15 protein-coding genes are annotated in these 15,423 nt (G+C 66.6%); 7 read left to right on the top strand and 8 right to left on the bottom strand.

Features of this window, described 5'->3' with window-relative positions:
- The first annotated feature begins 153 nt into the window (after positions 1 to 153).
- The 5 genes from P9217_RS01175 (at position 154) to P9217_RS01195 (ending at position 4,406) form a co-directional block, all read left to right on the top strand.
- On the top strand, positions 154 to 390 hold the full coding sequence (locus tag P9217_RS01175) for a DUF1127 domain-containing protein (protein WP_164746786.1): 237 nt from the start codon (positions 154 to 156) through the stop codon (positions 388 to 390).
- Between the two features lie 259 nt (positions 391 to 649).
- Positions 650 to 1,228 carry an OsmC family protein gene (locus tag P9217_RS01180; protein WP_095783432.1) on the top strand — a complete coding sequence of 193 codons (579 nt, stop codon included), beginning with the start codon at positions 650 to 652 and terminating at the stop codon, positions 1,226 to 1,228.
- A 167-nt stretch (positions 1,229 to 1,395) separates the two neighbouring features.
- A complete protein-coding gene (locus P9217_RS01185) occupies positions 1,396 to 2,622 on the top strand; it encodes an NAD(P)/FAD-dependent oxidoreductase (protein WP_278086818.1) in 1,227 nt (408 codons plus the stop codon).
- A gap of 24 nt (positions 2,623 to 2,646) precedes the next feature.
- Positions 2,647 to 3,942: an NAD(P)/FAD-dependent oxidoreductase gene (locus tag P9217_RS01190; protein ID WP_278086817.1), complete on the top strand. Its 1,296-nt coding sequence runs from the start codon at positions 2,647 to 2,649 to the stop codon at positions 3,940 to 3,942.
- Positions 3,939 to 4,406, top strand: coding sequence for a MaoC family dehydratase (locus P9217_RS01195; RefSeq protein WP_082953788.1), 468 nt, complete (start codon positions 3,939 to 3,941; stop codon positions 4,404 to 4,406). The genes P9217_RS01190 and P9217_RS01195 overlap by 4 nt, the downstream gene beginning before the upstream one ends.
- A 53-nt stretch (positions 4,407 to 4,459) precedes the next feature.
- Here the strand turns inward: P9217_RS01195 and P9217_RS01200 are convergent, their stop codons facing one another.
- Positions 4,460 to 4,771, bottom strand: a complete 312-nt coding sequence (locus P9217_RS01200) for a hypothetical protein (protein WP_127323873.1) — start codon at positions 4,769 to 4,771, stop codon at positions 4,460 to 4,462.
- A gap of 589 nt (positions 4,772 to 5,360) precedes the next feature.
- On the opposite strand from P9217_RS01200, the gene P9217_RS01205 reads away from it, so the two are divergent.
- The gene (locus tag P9217_RS01205) at positions 5,361 to 5,762 is read left to right on the top strand and encodes a low affinity iron permease family protein (RefSeq protein WP_095801430.1); all 402 of its coding nucleotides are present in this window, start codon (positions 5,361 to 5,363) and stop codon (positions 5,760 to 5,762) included.
- A gap of 95 nt (positions 5,763 to 5,857) precedes the next feature.
- On the opposite strand, the gene P9217_RS01210 is transcribed toward P9217_RS01205, so the two are convergent.
- Positions 5,858 to 7,435 (bottom strand): alpha/beta hydrolase, encoded by a 1,578-nt coding sequence (locus P9217_RS01210; protein ID WP_278056601.1) that lies wholly within the window; start codon positions 7,433 to 7,435, stop codon positions 5,858 to 5,860.
- 309 nt (positions 7,436 to 7,744) lie between these two features.
- Complete coding sequence (locus P9217_RS01215) at positions 7,745 to 9,178, bottom strand: MFS transporter (protein WP_278086815.1); 1,434 nt, start codon at positions 9,176 to 9,178, stop codon at positions 7,745 to 7,747.
- Positions 9,179 to 9,312: 134 nt separating this feature from the next.
- Here P9217_RS01215 and P9217_RS01220 point away from each other — a divergent pair, with 134 nt between their 5' ends.
- Positions 9,313 to 10,206: a LysR family transcriptional regulator gene (locus P9217_RS01220; protein ID WP_067322378.1), complete on the top strand. Its 894-nt coding sequence runs from the start codon at positions 9,313 to 9,315 to the stop codon at positions 10,204 to 10,206.
- Positions 10,207 to 10,989: 783 nt separating this feature from the next.
- On the opposite strand, the gene P9217_RS01225 is transcribed toward P9217_RS01220, so the two are convergent.
- The 5 genes from P9217_RS01225 to P9217_RS01245 form a co-directional block, all read right to left on the bottom strand.
- Positions 10,990 to 11,127, bottom strand: coding sequence for a hypothetical protein (locus P9217_RS01225; protein WP_164746987.1), 138 nt, complete (start codon positions 11,125 to 11,127; stop codon positions 10,990 to 10,992).
- Between the two features lie 309 nt (positions 11,128 to 11,436).
- Positions 11,437 to 11,529: a putative RiPP precursor gene (locus P9217_RS01230; RefSeq protein WP_127241894.1), complete on the bottom strand. Its 93-nt coding sequence runs from the start codon at positions 11,527 to 11,529 to the stop codon at positions 11,437 to 11,439.
- Between the two features lie 102 nt (positions 11,530 to 11,631).
- Positions 11,632 to 11,724, bottom strand: coding sequence for a hypothetical protein (locus P9217_RS01235; protein WP_082980611.1), 93 nt, complete (start codon positions 11,722 to 11,724; stop codon positions 11,632 to 11,634).
- Between the two features lie 156 nt (positions 11,725 to 11,880).
- A complete protein-coding gene (locus tag P9217_RS01240) occupies positions 11,881 to 12,813 on the bottom strand; it encodes a hypothetical protein (RefSeq protein WP_066999480.1) in 933 nt (310 codons plus the stop codon).
- Positions 12,814 to 13,196: 383 nt separating this feature from the next.
- Positions 13,197 to 15,272 (bottom strand): AI-2E family transporter, encoded by a 2,076-nt coding sequence (locus tag P9217_RS01245; protein ID WP_278086814.1) that lies wholly within the window; start codon positions 15,270 to 15,272, stop codon positions 13,197 to 13,199.
- Positions 15,273 to 15,423 lie beyond the last annotated feature (151 nt).

The following is a 15,423-nucleotide window of genomic DNA, read 5'->3' on the forward strand; positions in this document are numbered from 1 at the left end:
GGGCAAGTCCAATGAGGGCAGCGGAGCGGGTAATCTCCCTCCTCACGATTCCACGGCAATTTCGACGTCGCCTCCAACGCTGGCTCCCTCGCCCGTACGTCATTGTCCCCATCGACGGCGCGAATGAACGCGCTCGCAACAATGGAGACGACAATGACGACGATGGATCGTTTACAGTACGAAACCGACCGCACGGGCTTCAACCTGTTCGGCTCTGCCCGCCGCGGATTGCGGCTGGCCTATCACGCCATGCGGATGCGCAGCGATCGCGCCGCGCTGCGCGCCATGCCGGACTATTTGCTCAAGGACATGGGCATCAGCCGCTCGCAGATCGAGCACTACACGTCCACGCGCGCCGCGCTCGCCGCAGCCGGCAGGACGGACGCCTGAAGCGGATGAACGAGTGCATCGGCGGCCGGCCGGAAGGCTGGTGAAAACCCCGGCTCGCCGGGGTTTTCGCGTTCCGGCGCGAGGCACTGCCGGCATTGGAACCGGTCGCGGGCTGCCCGCCCAAATGAACGGCCGATGCAATTTCCACGGTGGGCGTATCAGAAATTCCACGCTGCCATCCACTCTCGTTCAAACGCATCGGCGTCAGAAAGGAGCCGTCACGGCAACCAAGCCGCAAAGCAACCTTCGGAGTAGTCACATGCAACCCAGCACCAAACCTGCCCGCGTTCCGCTCAATGGCGTCGACACACCGAACCTTCTGGCGACCATCAATTTCGTCGCCGGTCAGCCGGAGCTGGCGAAATTCCAGTTCCGCGCCCACAACGAATGGATCGAAGGCACCCACAGCAAGAGCGTCATGCATGGCTTCCACGGTGCCGGCCAGGAGCAGAAGCACGAGAAGCCCTTCTATGCCGACAGCGACCATCCGGCGATCCTGTGCGGCGCCGACAACGCCCCGACCCCTGTCGAGTGGCTGCTGCATGGGCTGGCGAGCTGCCTGATGGCGGGGCTCGCCAATATCGCCGCCGCGCGCGGCATCAAGCTCACCAGCGTGAAGTGCTCGGTCGACGGCGACATCGACCTGCGCGGCATCCTCGGCATCTCGGACGAGGTACGCAACGGCTTCCAGAACATCCAGGTGTCGTTCGAGGTCGAGGGCGACGCGCCGGCCGAGAAGCTTGAGCAGCTGGTCGAGCAGGCCCGCGCACGCTCGGCCGTGTTCGACGTGCTGACCAACGGCGTGCCGGTCACGGTCGGCATCAAGACCATCCAGTGAACTAAAGCGCGTCGTCCTGAAAACGGTTCAGGCGACGCGCCTTAGTTCTTTGTTTTGACGCATGTCGTTGTTCCAGAACCGCTGCACACTTCTGGGCGACATGCGTTAGCTGAAGCGACGGTTCGGAGAAATCCGGACCGTCTCTCCTAGGGCCTCGGAACAGAGCCATGAAACATGCTGACGTCGTCATCATCGGCGGCGGGCAGGCCGGGCTTGCGCTCAGCCATTGCCTTGGCCGCGCCGGAATCGACCATGTCGTGCTGGAGCGCGGCCGCATCGGCGAGCGCTGGCGCACGCAGAGCTGGCGATCGCTGAGGCTGTTGACGCCGAACTGGCTGAACGGCCTGCCCGGCTCGCCCTATGAGGGCCCGGACCCCGACGGCTTCAGGACAAAGGACGTGTTCGTCCACGATCTCGAAACATATGCAAGCCGCTGGCAGGTGCCGGTGGAATGCGGCGTCGAGGTCACCTCCTGCAGGCGGACCGGCGGCGGCTTCGCGCTCGCCACCGGCGCCGGCGACTGGTCGGCCAGGGTCGTAGTGGTGGCGACGGGGCATTGCGACCGGCCGATGATGCCCTTTGTGTCCGAGACCAGAGGCGGACCGCTGAATTTCCACGCTTCGCAGTATCGCTCTCCCGGCGAGCTGCCGCCCGGCGGGGTGCTGATCGTCGGCGCCTCATCTTCCGGCGTGCAGATCGCCGACGAGCTCGCGCGCGCCGGCCGGCGTGTGATGCTGTCCGTCGGCAAGCATACGCGCCTGCCGAGACTGTGGCGCGGCAAGGACATCTTTTTCTGGCTCTGTCAGATGGGCGTGATGGCCCAGCCGCTCGACGGGCTCGCCAATCCCGAGAGCGCCAGGCGGCAGCCCTCGCTGCAGCTCGCCGGGCGACCGGACAAGGCCGATGTCGACCTTGCCACGCTGCAGGCGCTCGGTGTCGAGCTCACCGGCCGCGTGCGCGGCATAGCCAACCGCGAGATCGCCTTTGCCGACGATCTTGCCGCGCAGATCGCGGCGGCGGACGCGAAGCAGGCGCGGCTGCTTGCCGAGATCGACCGCTTCGCCGGCGCCGCGCGGCCCGGCCGGCGCGAGCCGGTGCGGGTGCCTTCGACGCGCCGCCAGCGGCTTTCGCTGACGGAGGGGTCGACCGGCACGGTGATCTGGGCGACGGGCTATGCCCGCTCGTTTGACTGGCTGGAGCCGTCGGCCGTTGGGCCGGATGGCGAGCTGGCGCACCGCGACGGGATCACCGGCGTTCCCGGCCTCTATGCGCTCGGCTTCCGCTTCCTGCGCAAGCGCGATTCCAACTTCATCGGCGGCGCCGGCGTCGACGCGCAAGCGATCGCCGCCGAGGTCTCCAGCTATCTCGACCGCAAGGGTCGCCAAGCCGCCTGAGAGGCCGCCGTGAGGACACCGAAGATGCCGACGACCGCGATTTCCCTTCCGCCAACGCCCAAGCGCGCCCACTACGACGCCATCATCGTCGGTGCGCGCTGCGCCGGGGCCTCGACGGCGCTGTTGCTTGCCCGCGCCGGCCTGACGGTGCTGGCGATCGAGCGCCGGCCCTACGGCTCCGACACGCTGTCGACGCACGCGCTGATGCGGCCCGCCGTGCTGCAGCTGTCGCGCTGGGGCTTGCTCAAACCGCTGCTCAGGGCCGGCACGCCGCTGATCGAGACAACGACGTTCCACTATGGCGACGAGGAGATCACCATTCCGATCAATGCCGGGCCCGATCTTCCCGGGCTGATCGCGCCCAGGCGCACCGTGCTCGACCGCATGCTCGTCGATGCCGCGCGCAGGGCCGGCGCCGAGTTCCTGCACGAGGTGGCGGTCGGCGACCTCTTTGCCGACACGCGCGGACGCGTGCGCGGCGTCGAGATTCGCGGCGCCGGCCGCGCGGCCTTACGTTTAAGCGCCGACATCGTGATCGGCGCCGACGGCATCGGCTCCACGGTGGCGAAATGCTGCGACGCGCAAGTGCTTAGAAGGGGCACGGTCTCGGCAGCCCATGTTTATGGCTACGCGCCGGTCGAACCCGGCGCCGGCTATCACTGGTATTTCCGCGACGGCATCGCCGGCTCCCTCATTCCGACCAATGGCGGGCTGGCCTGCATCGTCGCTTCGGTGCCGACCAAGCTGTTTGACGAGCGCTTCCGCCTTGGCCATGGCCGCGCCCGCATGAAGGTGCTGGAGGCGCTTTCGCCGGCACTGGCCGAACAGGCGAGCCGGGCGCCCGACGATGTCCGCCTGCAGGCTTTCCGTGGCGTGCCGGGCTACATCCGCCACGCCCACGGCCCAGGCTGGGCGTTGGTCGGCGATGCCGGCTTCTTCCGCGACCCGATCACCTCGCACGGCATTGCCGACGCGCTGCGCGACGCCGACGGCCTGACGCGGGCGATCCTGGACGGATCGGAAGCAGCCTTCGCGACCTGGCAGCAGGAGCGCGACCTCTTCGCCCATCAGATCCTCGACACCACTGACGCCATTGCCGGTTTCGACTGGTCGCTGGCCGATATCGGCGAGCGGCATCGCCGCTTCAGCGCGGTGATGAAGGCCGAGGTCCGGGCGCTCGCCGCACACGCGATCTCGGTCCGCCGCGCCGTGTCCGCCATGAGCGGGCTGGCGACTTATCGAGCGCCGGCAAACAAGGACGAACCGCAGGCAATGGCGGGCTCGAGCTTCTATCGCAACCGAACGGGAGTAAGACCATGACCGTACATTTGATGAAGGACGGGTGGATCGGCGTCATCAAGGGGCGGCCGCAGGTCGGCGCCGTCGCCGAGCGTTCGCGGCGCACGCAACCGCAGGATATCGACGCCTTCGCGGAGATGACCGGCGACCGCAATCCGCTGCATTACGACAAGGCGTTGGCCGAGGCCTCGGTGTTCGGCAAGCTCATCGTGCAGGGCGGCGTCACCTCCGGCATCCTGAACGCGGTGGTCGCGGAGGACCTTCCCGGGCCCGGCTCGGTGTTCCTCGAAGTCTCCTGGAAATTCGTCAAGGCGGTCGGTGTCGGCGAACTGATCACCGGCCGCGTCGAGGTCAAGGACGTGCGCGCCGACAAGCCGATCACGAAATTGGAGACCTCGGTGCGCAACGAGGCCGGCGAGCTTTGCCTCACCGGCACCGCGACGGTGTTCACCGTGCCGCTCGCCGGGGGCGAGGCGGACAAATGATCGCCGGCAACGGTTCGGCCCGGCTGTCGGTTCTCGAGCCGGGCCGATAGCCGTCAATAGTCGGTGTCGCTTTCGACGGTGACCGGACGACGGTGGTAGCGGTGATGGCGCTCGACTGAGCTCGTGACGACGACGCTATCCGAGCGGTGATGGCGATGCCAGGCGCGGCGGCCGTTGTCATAGAATGCGACGGTGCCGTGATGGCGGTGATGAAGGCGGTGGCCTTCCTCATTGATGACGATGGCGGGACGGTGATGGTAATGGTGCCTGTGATGCGTCGTGATGACCACATCGGCCTCGGCGGCGGATGCGACGGCGGGTGCCGCGACGCAAAGCGCCAACGCTGCGAGAAGCACTGTTTTCATTGCAATATTCCTGGTTGGTGGAGCGTCCCTTCGCCGGATAAACCCCTGCCGGGCTGTTTGGTTCCGGCCTGGATCGGGCTGCCCGGCAGCAACGCAGCGAAGGTCATTTCGGGCGTTCGCGCCGCAGCGCAACATATCTGAGGTAAGTGCTCGCCGCGGCGTCGCAGGCGCGTCGCGACGGTCCGTTCGCGATCAACATGGCCTTGGCAAGCTTGTCGGAGAGCCCGTATTTGCTGGCGAAGGACGCTGTTTCATAGGGCTGGTCTTCCCAGATCGTCCGCGAGTCCGTCGGTCATATATCGCCTCCCGATGCAATGGCGCGTCAGAAATGCGGAAGCATGACTTAGGTTGCGGCGGTCGATCCTCTTCTTTGCTTTCCGGACTTCAGTCCGACGGCGCTTCGGACGGTGGGCCGATGAGTGGAACGAACGCTCTTGGTCCCCGTTTGCCGGCAAGCAATTCGCCGATGGGAGGATAAATATGGAAGACCCTACCAACAGTGTCCTGGAGGCTCGCTGGCTGCTTGCCGTGCCGGCCTCGATGGTCCTCACCGTGCTGATAGCCGGGTTCCTGCTTTCATAGGTCGCCCATGAATCGGCTCCTCTTCATCCTCGCCGATTTTCTGTCTAGGCCGCCCGGCTTCTATGCGATGGTTATCGCGATGGTTGCGTGCACCTTGCTCGTACCCTTCGGACTTACCAACACGGTGACCTATGCGCTGTCGGCAGCGGCCATCATCATCACGGGGATCGTGCTTATCCAGGGGTACCGGGACACGGCGGCCATCCACGCCAAACTCGACGAGATCGTGATCGCGCTGCGGCAGACACGCAATGACGTGGTTGGGCTCGAGCATGCGGACACGCAAGAGATCAAGTCGAAGCTGGTCGAGCTGGAGCGCGAAGCGGAAGCCGGCTCGGCCGAGGCGGCATCGCAGAACGAGACGAATGAGGCCGGTGCCGCAGCGGGCGGGGGGCGTTGGGGTAGCTGAAGCACCGGCCGAAGGGGGCGGAATGGGCACCGCCGCCACCCAAAGATAGGCTTCCCACGCCAAGATTAAATTACGCGATCGCGGTAGGAGATTTCCTAGGAACCTGCTGTACCGGCGACGAAGGCCCGGACGTGGGCGACGAACTCGTCGAAGGCCGGCTCGCCCTCGAGCAGGATGTGGTTTTGGCTTTCCAGCTCGAGGAAGCTGGCGCCGGGAATGCCTGCCGCCATGGTGCGGCCGGACTCGACCGGGGCAACATTGTCTTCCCGCGCGTGCAGCACCAGGGTCGGCACCCGCACTTTTTCGAGCAGCTCGCTGACATCGATCACGGAAAAGGCGGTCTGCAGGCGCCAGGCGTCGTCCGGCAAAACCGTGCGCCGCATCAGATCGTCCATCCAGGCGAAATGTTCGTGCGTGGCGCCGGGGATGAACATGGAGCAGAAGGCTTGGCGGAACATCGGGTTCGACTTGCCCCAGCTCTCGCGCATCAGCGTCGATACGGCCTCGCGCGTGGCGATCTCGCCGGGGTCGCCGCGCGCCCGCCAGCCTTTGACGTAGCCGCCGTAGAGGATCATGCCCGAGACTTTCTCGGGGTGGCGTATGGCATAGGCGATCGAAACCGCGCAGCTCTGCGACAGACCAAGAAGCGTGAAGCGATCGAGCCCCGCGGCCTCGACGACGCATTCGAGATCCGACACCATCGTGTCGAACGAGACGTCGGCCACGTGGCGTTGCGACAGGCCATTGCAGCGCTCGTCGTAGCGCACCAACTGGTTCCGGCGTGACAGTTCCCTCATCCAGTGCCGCCAGATCGGGCTGTCCCAGTCGAAGGTCAGATGCGACATCCAATGCGCGGCGCGCAGGATGGGCGGGCCGCTGCCGGTCTTGGCAAAAGCAAGCCTTGTGCCGTCGCGAGCCCGGCAGAAATGGACGGCGCGGCCGGGATCCTGCGCGGGCGTCGGGCGGTTGGCAAGCTGAGTGGAAGGTGATTGCATCTGGGCCACGTCCGTGGCGCCGCGTTGCGCGGAGCGTCCCGTCGGCTGGGCGGCTGCCGCCCTCACCTTCTCTTCCAGCGCCGCGATCTCTTCCGCCAGGCCGATATCCTCCGGCAGCAGCCGGCGCAGGCGCCTGGCAAGCGGCAGCACACGCCTCGGCTCGCCGGCCAGGCGCTCGATCAGCTCGCGCAACATGCCGAGCTCGGCGATCTCGACCTCGCTGGCGACGCCCGCGCGCCAGGCCTCGTATTCGAAGCAGCGTTCAAGCGAAAGATCGGCAAGGAAATCGCCGCGGATCGAACCGGCCGCGGCCTCCAGCTCTTCCGTGGACGCCATGGAAAGATCGGCCTTCACCAGCGGCAGCAGCCGGGCATAGTCCGTGCCAAGTTTCAGCGAGACAGTGTTGCGGTCGGCGACCAGAGCGGATTCGTCGTCGCCGAGCACCTGGCGGATCTTGGACAGGCTCCAGCGCAAGGCGCCGCGCGGATCGTCGGGAATGTCCCAGAAGATTTCGCAGAGCCGCTCGCGCTGATGCGCCTTGCCGGTGACGGCGAGATAGGCAAGCAAGGCTCTCGTCTTGCGCGACGGAGGCAGGTCGAGCAGCGCGCCGTCGCGGACCACCTGGAAATCGCCGAGCACGCACAGGTCCAGCAGCCCCTTATGCGGAGCGTCGGTCATCCGGCCGGGCACCCTTCCACTGCCATCTGGCTCCTCGTCGATGCGGCGGGAGAAGACCGCAACGGAATATCAAAATCGGCTAATTTACGGAAGCCGATACGGCAAGACGGGCGCGGGGAATGTGCGATGGGTTACATTGGCGGCGATGCGTACTCTCCCTTCGAGGGGAGCTGTCGCCGAAGGTGACAGAGGGGGCGCTTCGCGTGAAGCGCCAGCGCTCTCCCCGACATCAGACGGCGTTGGCAATCCAAGTGAGACGCCCCCCCTCTGTCCTGCCGGACATCTCCCCCGCAAGGGGAAGATTGGATGTTACCGACGCTTTCGCAAACCTCCAACCACCGCAATTGCCACCGCCAGGGCGACCAAACCCGCCGCCACTGCGAACGTAAACGCCATCCCGCCGGCGACTGCTTCCGGTGCCGCGGCGCCGACCTCGCCAGTGCCCACCGTGAACGCAAACACCGCGCCCATCACCGCCGTGCCGGTGATCAGGCCGAGATTGCGCGACAGGCTGAGCATGCCCGAGACAACGCCGCGCTCGTTCTTATCGACATTGGCCATGACGGCGGTGTTGTTCGCCGCCTGGAAGAGCTGATAGCCGGGCGTCAGCAGCATGATCGCCGCCGCGTAGCCGGCGACGCCGAACAGCCCCGGCAGCAGAGCAAGTGCGAGGCAGCCGATGGTCATCAGCACCAGCCCGGCAACGACCATGGCGGACGCGCCCAGGCGATCGACGAAGCGGCCGGCAGTCACGCCGCACAGCGCCGAGACGACCGGGCCGATCGACAGCACGGCGCCGACCTGCGCTTCGCCCAGGCCCAGCGCGCGCGACAGGAAAAAGGGCCCGACGACAAGCGTCGCCATCATCACGGTGGAGACCAGCCCGTTCATGGCAAGGCTCGGCGCCAGCACCGGATCGCTGAACAGCGCTGCTTTGACCAGAGGCGACGCCACTCTTCGCTGCGCATAGAGGAACAGCGCGGCGCCGAGAACGGCAATGCCGAGCAACGCGATGTTCGTGCCGCCGAAATGGCCGCGTCCTGCCGTCATCGCCAGCGCATAGGCGGCGAGCGTCAAGGCAAGCAGCAACGTGCCCAGAACATCGAAGCGCGGGCCAACGCCCTGCGCCTCATTGCGGAGGATCGTCGCGGTTTGATCGCCCGGCAGGAAGCGCCGGGCGAGGATCATCGCCACGACACCCAGCCCGGCAGTAACGAGGAAGATCGCGCGCCAGCCGAGGTAAGCGATCAGCACGCCGCCAAGCGACGGCCCAAGCGCCGTGCCGATCGCCGACATGGTGCCGAGCAGGCCCATGGCGCTGCCGGTGCGCTCTTTCGGCATCGTCGTGCCGACCAAGGCCATGGTCAGCGCCATCATCACCGCGGCGCCGAGGCCTTGGGCGGCTCGGGCGGCGACCAGCAGCGGCAGCGACGGCGCAAGCGCGGCCGCCAGCGACGCGGCGCTGAACAGGCCAAGACCGGCGACCAGCAGCAGCCGGCGGCCGACGAGATCGCCGAGACGCCCGACGCTGACGATGAGCGCGGTGACGGCAAGCAGATAGGCTAGCACCACCCATTGCACCGCCTGGAAGGATGCTGCGAAGGCGGTGCTCAGCGTCGGCAGCGCGACATTGGCGATGCTGGTGCTGAGCGAGGACAAAAGCATCGCCAGCGACAGGCTGGCCAGCGCGCCGCTTGCCGAGCGGCTTGCGGGAACGGTGCGTGGATCTGCGATATCGGCCATGGTTCTTCTCCGGCTCGGGTGGAACTTGCCGGGAGAATAGGCGCCTGGCCCATATGGCGGAACGCGCAGCATTTGCACTCGAATAGTGCATGAAGCGCCATGTCACTGCATCGAGGACGTGCTAAGATCGCACCATGTCGCGACCCGATCTCAACCTGCTCGTCACGCTGGACGTGCTCATCGCCGAAGGCAGTGTCGCGAAAGCCGCGCGGCGGCTGAAGCTCAGCCCGTCGGCAATGAGCCGCGCGCTCGCAAGACTGCGCGAGGTGACCGGCGATCCGCTTTTGGTCCGCGCCGGGCGCGGCCTGGTGCCGACGCCGCGCGCCATCGAGCTCGGGACGGATGTCGGCCGGCTGGTGAAGGAGGCGGAAGCTGTGCTGCGCCCCGCCGAACGGCTCGACCTGAAGCGGCTTACGCGCAGTTTCACGCTGCGCAACAGCGATGGTTTTGTGGAAAATTTCGGCCCTTCCCTTCTCGCGCGCGTCGCGGAGGAAGCGCCGGGCGTGCAGCTGCGCTTCGTGCCGAAGCCCGACAAGGACAGCGCGCCGATGCGCGAAGGCAGTGTCGATCTCGAGACCGGCGTTATCGGCGGCTCGACCGGCCCCGAGGTGCGGGCGCAGGCGCTGTTCCGCGACCGTTTCGTCGGCGTGGTGCGCAGCGGCCATCCGCTGTGCGACGGCAAGATCACCGCCGCCCGCTTCGCCGCCGGCCGGCATATATTGATCTCGCGCCGCGGGCTGGATCGCGGGCCTATCGACGACGCGCTGGAACTCGCCGGGCTGACGCGGACGATCGCCACCGTGGTCGGCGGCTTCGCGGAAGCGCTGGCGCTGGCGCGCGGCTCCGATCTCATCGCCACGGTGCCCGAGCGCTATACCGGCAAGCTGCGCGAAGGCCTGCTCACCTTCGCATTGCCGGTGAAGCTCGCCGGGCTCACCATTTCGCTGCTATGGCACCCGCGCCTCGACGCCGACCCCGCGCATCGGTGGCTGCGGGGCCTGGTGAGGGAGGTGTGCGGAGGGCGGTGAGACAGCCGATCTCCTTTCGCGGCGACCGGCACGCAGGCAGGCGAGGCGCGAAGGAACGCCGCGCCGACAGACCGACACGCCGGGACGGAGCGGGGGGACGCCCAACAAGAACCCCCGCTCCGTCGCTGCGCGAGCACCTCTGCCCGATCTGCCCGCCAGGACCTGCGCCGGGACACTTCGAGCAACCGATCGCCCACCCTCATCGGATGGCGAATTTTAGCATCCCTGCATGTGCGCATCATGAAGCGGTTCACAGAGCGGCAGCGTTCCTCTCCCCAGCCTTTGAGGGGCGACGAAACCGCTAGCGCGACGGGTAATTCACTGCCCTTTGCCCGCCAATGCTGCGTTGCCGAAATGCGCCCAAAAAAAGTCAGGTTGAGAACCGGACCTCAAAACGCCTCAACCAGTGAGAAACCAGCCTATTCAAACGTGTAGGCGGCAACATTCGTGTCGCTTGCCGCAACGGCCGAAAAGCCCGGAAATCCGCCATTTCGGAGCCTGCCGGCGCGGCAACCGCGGAAATGCGGCAGCCCGATTTCGGCATTGCACAACGGAAAAAAACGCTGTTCCGGAGGCGCCGCCGCCGACGTTGACAGCCAAGCCGGGCCAATGGCAATCCGCAGTGACTGGTCACGCCATGACCGTTGCTGTTGGGGACGGACGGGGTTTCAGCAGCTTGGCGGCGGCGCCGGACGGGCGGGCACTTGCGTAGTGTACCGCCCGCTCCTGGCCGGCAGCGGCGCGAGGTTTCGCGTACGAGGCTCAGAAAGGGTGCCCAGACCGCTACTGACGAACCGTTGCCAGCTTTTCAAGCGTCGGCTCGCTATAGGCCTTCTTGATCGCAATTCCCTCCTGAAGACGCTTCGCGCGGGCGAGCGCTGCCGGGGAGCGACCATCAAGCTTGCGGCCGGAAGCGTTCACCAGGCGCTCCGTACGAGGCAACAGGTCGTAAGAGCGGATCAGCGCCCTTCTGCTCTCCTCAATCAGTTGGTCCTGGAAATCTGCGGCCGCGTGCCCGCGCGCGGGCTAGTGGGGATTCTTGTTCTCGAGCATGCCGCTCTCCCTGTTCAGGCGGGAGCGCGGATCAACGTCTCTCAGTCGCCAATGGTGTCCGGTGGGTGGTACCAGCGATAAGGCAGGGTACGCCGATTGGCGCGCCGTGGCAAAGCCAATAGTTTCGACCGATCTCGGACCGCCGCAAAGGAGTGCCGCAGGGCGGCCTGGCTCGCCTCAGAAGGTAAAGCCGGACGACGGCGCGACGGCGGTCGCGGCCGACAGCCTGCCGCGCTTTTGCAGCCGCGGCTTTTCGTAAGTCTTCTTCATCGTTCGTTCCTGGGCGGGTCAACGACCGGCGCAGGTGAACGCGATGCGGCCGCCCTGTCAAGCTTAGCCCGGGAATGCTTGCCCTGCTGGCTGTTGCTTAGGTCAGCGCGGCGGGATCGGGGCCGACGACCCGGCAACGACGCTCGACAGCTTCTGGCGCTTCACCAGCACCGGTTTCTCATAGATCTTCTTCATGGATATGCCCCTTGCCCAATTTGCCGCCTCACGACGCAAGGGAAGTGCCGTTTGTCAAAAAACGTTTTCGTGAGATGCGTGCAGAGCGAGCCGGCTGCAACCGAATGCGGGCAGGCTGTGGTCAGCCGGCAACATCGAGCCTGCTGAGGTTCGTTCCTAGCCCGCGTGCTGCAGCCAATGGCGGTCGAACACGTCGAGGATGGCGCGATACTCGGACGGCGGGATTTGGTTGACGCCGCCGTCGCTGTCGGCACTGAGGAACTGGCCGAGCTGCCGGTCGACCGCTTCCGGGTGCTCCATGACGATGCCGAGGCTCGCGAGATCGGCGGCGATCGAGGTGCCCGGCGGCAGGTACCCGCCCCATTGCTCGGCGGCTGGCGCATCGCGCAGGCGCACCAGCAGGATTCTTGTCAGCGAGGGCTGCGCCTCCGGGCCGATGATGGCGGTGCCGACCATATAGCCGCCGAGCACGCTCACCGGCTGCGTCTGCGGGAACAGGCAAAGGAAGAACTGCGCTTCGCCGCCCACCTCCTTCAGATGTAGGTAGAGGCTGCGCTTTGCCGGCGTGACCGGCCCGCCGAGCTGCAACTGCCCGGTCGGCAATGTCTCGCGATATGTGGCGGTGAACGCATGCGCGCCGGGTCCGGCCTCGATCGACAGGCGGCCCCTGATGAGTTGGCCGCGATAGTAAGGCGACCAGGCGCGCGAATAGCAGGCATAGGTCCCGGCAAGCGCCAGCCCGGTGCCCTTGTCGTCATGCCCGGGCGAGGCCTCGGCCTGGGCGTGGGCGCGGCGTTCGAGCTCCGTCGCGTCGATGCCGTGCCGGGCCGCGATCGCGGCCGTGAAGCTCGGCAGATCGCTCTCGGCGATCCAGGCGCCGGGTCGCTCGAGGCGCAGCACTTTCGCCCAGTCTTCGTAGACGCTGTGCTCGCGAGGCTGGGCGCGGCCTTGCAGCCATTTGTCGGCGCGGCCGATATCGAAAGCCGTCTTCGGATTGACCGCTCGGAACGCCGCCGCCAGATCCTTGCGGCTGGCGGTTCCCAGCACGACCGAAGTCAGTCGTAACTTCTGCGCGATGTTCAGTGCCATCCGGCTGCACCTGTTCCGTCCCGACAGAATCGGGATTGGCCTCTTGTTCGAGCGAAGATCATGCTTTCACGGCCGCCGCAAGCTCACTGGGCAGTGCAACCAGGAGCAAGCAAGCCGTCCCGCCGGCTCCGCATCAGCGCCGCAAGACGATCCAGGCCAAGCCATCCGCCTGCACTGGACCTGCATTTCTAGCGCGCTCCGAAGGATCCGGGCTTCTGCCCGGATCGGCGAGGCAGAACAGAAACGGCCGGACAAGGGCCGAACCAGACAGCCACCCGGCCAGCCTGAGGGCTGGGGCGTGGCGCCGCCGGCGGGGCCGGCGCCTGCCCGCGCGGTTCGCGCGGGCCTTCGGGCCGGTCAATTGAGGGGGAAAGTCGCCTCCCTCATCCAGCCGCCTGCAGCTCCTTCTTGCGGGCCGGCCGGCGGCGTGGCCGGCGTTGCGGCGCAAGCTTCAGCATCACCGGCGGCTCGCTCGACAGGGCGCCCGTCACGGCGCTGACCATGCCATGGGCGACGAAATCGGCGTTAAGCCCGGCGGCAAGTTCGGCCGCGGCCTTGGCGTCGCTGTTGCCGATTTCCGACCAGGACACGATGCCGACCCTGAGACGCGGTTTCAGCCGCTTCAGCCGCCGCACCATGAAGCGCGCGTGCTTGGTGGAGTCGCGGTTGAGGAAACCGATCACCACCGTATCGACGCCGCTCAGGTCGAGGCGGCGGATCCCGGCAGGTTCGAGGTCAATGAAACTCGCTCTCGACACTTCGGCGCCCTGCACCTCCAGCACCTGCGCCAGCATAGCGGCGGCGGCGTCGTCGAGCTCGCCCCGCCCGCCGGCGCAAAGCACGGAGAAGCCCACGCCATCCGGAAGATCGACCTCCTCGGATAGAGGCTCCTTGCCGTCGCCGGCCTTCCGATCGTTCGCCTTGCCTTCAGCAGCCTTGCCCGCGGTGATCTTGGCTGAGGCTGCCTTGCCCGGCGAGGCCTCGGCCGAGGCAGTGGCTGCCTGCTGGTCCTCTTCCTCCTCGGCTTCCGCCTCCTCCGCTTCCTCCTGGGCGCTGGCGTCCAGATTGGCGACGAGCGTCAGCGCGCTCGCCGCTACCTGTTTGCGCTGTTCGTCATCCATGACGCCGCGCATGCGGTCCTGCTCGCCAAGCAGCAGCGCCGGAATCGCCACCTGGTCGTAGAACTCGAACAGGTATTTTTCTTCGAGCATCTCCTCGGCGTGGTCGGTCGCCTCGTCCGGATCGGCGGCAAGCAGCCGCTGATAGAGACGCGCATGAGGCTCGAGCACCGGCTCATTGCCGAACAGCACGTCGAGGAACTCGAACTGCGGAACGTGGCGGCCGAGGACGACGAGGCAGACGGTGAGCGGCGTCGACAGCACCAGGCCGATCGGCCCCCAGAGCCAGGTCCAGAAGATCGCCGCGACGATGATGGCGAGCGGCGAGAGGCCGGTGCGCGAGCCATAGAGCCATGGCTCGATGACGTTGCCGGTGATCAGCTCCATGGCGATGAACAGTGCCCCGGTCCACAGAAGCAGCGACCAGCCGGGCGCCACCGCCAGCGCCAGGAACAGCGGCAGCAGCGCGCCGATGATCGGCCCGATATAGGGAACGAAGCGCAGGGCGAGCGCCAGCATGCCCCAAAGCAGCGCATTGGGTATGCCCAGCACCCACAGGCCGATGGTGATCGGGATGGCGTAGATGACGTTCACCACCAGCTGCATCAACAGATACTGGCCGACCCGCTTGCCGGCGTCCTGCAGCGCCTGGGTGGTGCGGTGGAGATCGCCATAGCCGACGAGACGGATGAAGCGGTCGCGCAGGTCCTCCCGCTCCATCAGCATGAAGATGACGACGACGACCACAAGGCCGGCCGAGCCGAGCGGGCTGAGCAGCGGCTCTATGACCTTTTGCAATACTTCGAGCGGCCTTTCCTGCGCGACGATCTCGACCGGGATCGGATCGCGCTTCGGCGTCTCGGCGGCGGACGGCAGTTGCGGCTCCTGGCGCTCGAACTCCTGGCCGACGCGCTCGATCACGCCGCTCAAGCGCGAGATGATGCCGTTGCCCAGCCCGTTTTCCTTCAGCGCGCGGATCTTTGTCAGGATGTTGATCTGATAGACGGGGATGTTCTGGGCGAGGTCGCTGACCTGCGTGGCCACCACGAAGGAGAACAGCGCAAGCGCGGCAAAGGCGCCCAAAACGCTGGCAATCACGGCAGGCAGGCGCGGAATGCCGACGCGTTTCAACGCCGACACGAGCGGCGCGATGGCGAAAGTCAACAGCAGCGCGACTGCGATCGGCAAAAACACTTCGCGCCCGAAATAGAGCGCCGCAACCGACGCGACGACGGTTGCGACCGTCGGCAGCGCCGTGCGCGGATGGCTGCGCGAGGCAGCAAGCAGGCCCGCCAGCCCCGGTTCCGGCTCGCGCGTGCCGTTCTGACGATTATCCGCCACCGTGAGTCTCCACCCTGCCCGCCATGATTGGCTTTCGCCGGCGTGCAACGCGCGGATCGGAGGATGGTTGCGAGGCGCGATCAGTTGGAGGGAGGATGAAGCGGCTGATGCAAATCTCCCCTTGCGGACAAGGGGAGATTTGAAGCGCTCG

The organism is Mesorhizobium sp. WSM4989, from assembly GCF_029625795.1.
In the GTDB taxonomy this organism is placed as follows: Bacteria; Pseudomonadota; Alphaproteobacteria; order Rhizobiales; family Rhizobiaceae; genus Mesorhizobium.

Bases quoted from the DNA above. Each gene is read 5' to 3' on its own strand.
- P9217_RS01175 (WP_164746786.1), top strand. From the start codon at position 154: ATGACGACGATGGATCGTTTACAGTACGAAACCGACCGCACGGGCTTC.
- P9217_RS01180 (WP_095783432.1), top strand. From the start codon at position 650: ATGCAACCCAGCACCAAACCTGCCCGCGTTCCGCTCAATGGCGTCGAC.
- P9217_RS01185 (WP_278086818.1), top strand. From the start codon at position 1,396: ATGAAACATGCTGACGTCGTCATCATCGGCGGCGGGCAGGCCGGGCTT.
- P9217_RS01190 (WP_278086817.1), top strand. From the start codon at position 2,647: ATGCCGACGACCGCGATTTCCCTTCCGCCAACGCCCAAGCGCGCCCAC.
- P9217_RS01195 (WP_082953788.1), top strand. From the start codon at position 3,939: ATGACCGTACATTTGATGAAGGACGGGTGGATCGGCGTCATCAAGGGG.
- P9217_RS01200 (WP_127323873.1), bottom strand. From the start codon at position 4,771: ATGAAAACAGTGCTTCTCGCAGCGTTGGCGCTTTGCGTCGCGGCACCC.
- P9217_RS01205 (WP_095801430.1), top strand. From the start codon at position 5,361: ATGAATCGGCTCCTCTTCATCCTCGCCGATTTTCTGTCTAGGCCGCCC.
- P9217_RS01210 (WP_278056601.1), bottom strand. From the start codon at position 7,435: ATGACCGACGCTCCGCATAAGGGGCTGCTGGACCTGTGCGTGCTCGGC.
- P9217_RS01215 (WP_278086815.1), bottom strand. From the start codon at position 9,178: ATGGCCGATATCGCAGATCCACGCACCGTTCCCGCAAGCCGCTCGGCA.
- P9217_RS01220 (WP_067322378.1), top strand. From the start codon at position 9,313: ATGTCGCGACCCGATCTCAACCTGCTCGTCACGCTGGACGTGCTCATC.
- P9217_RS01230 (WP_127241894.1), bottom strand. From the start codon at position 11,529: ATGAAGAAGACTTACGAAAAGCCGCGGCTGCAAAAGCGCGGCAGGCTG.
- P9217_RS01235 (WP_082980611.1), bottom strand. From the start codon at position 11,724: ATGAAGAAGATCTATGAGAAACCGGTGCTGGTGAAGCGCCAGAAGCTG.
- P9217_RS01240 (WP_066999480.1), bottom strand. From the start codon at position 12,813: ATGGCACTGAACATCGCGCAGAAGTTACGACTGACTTCGGTCGTGCTG.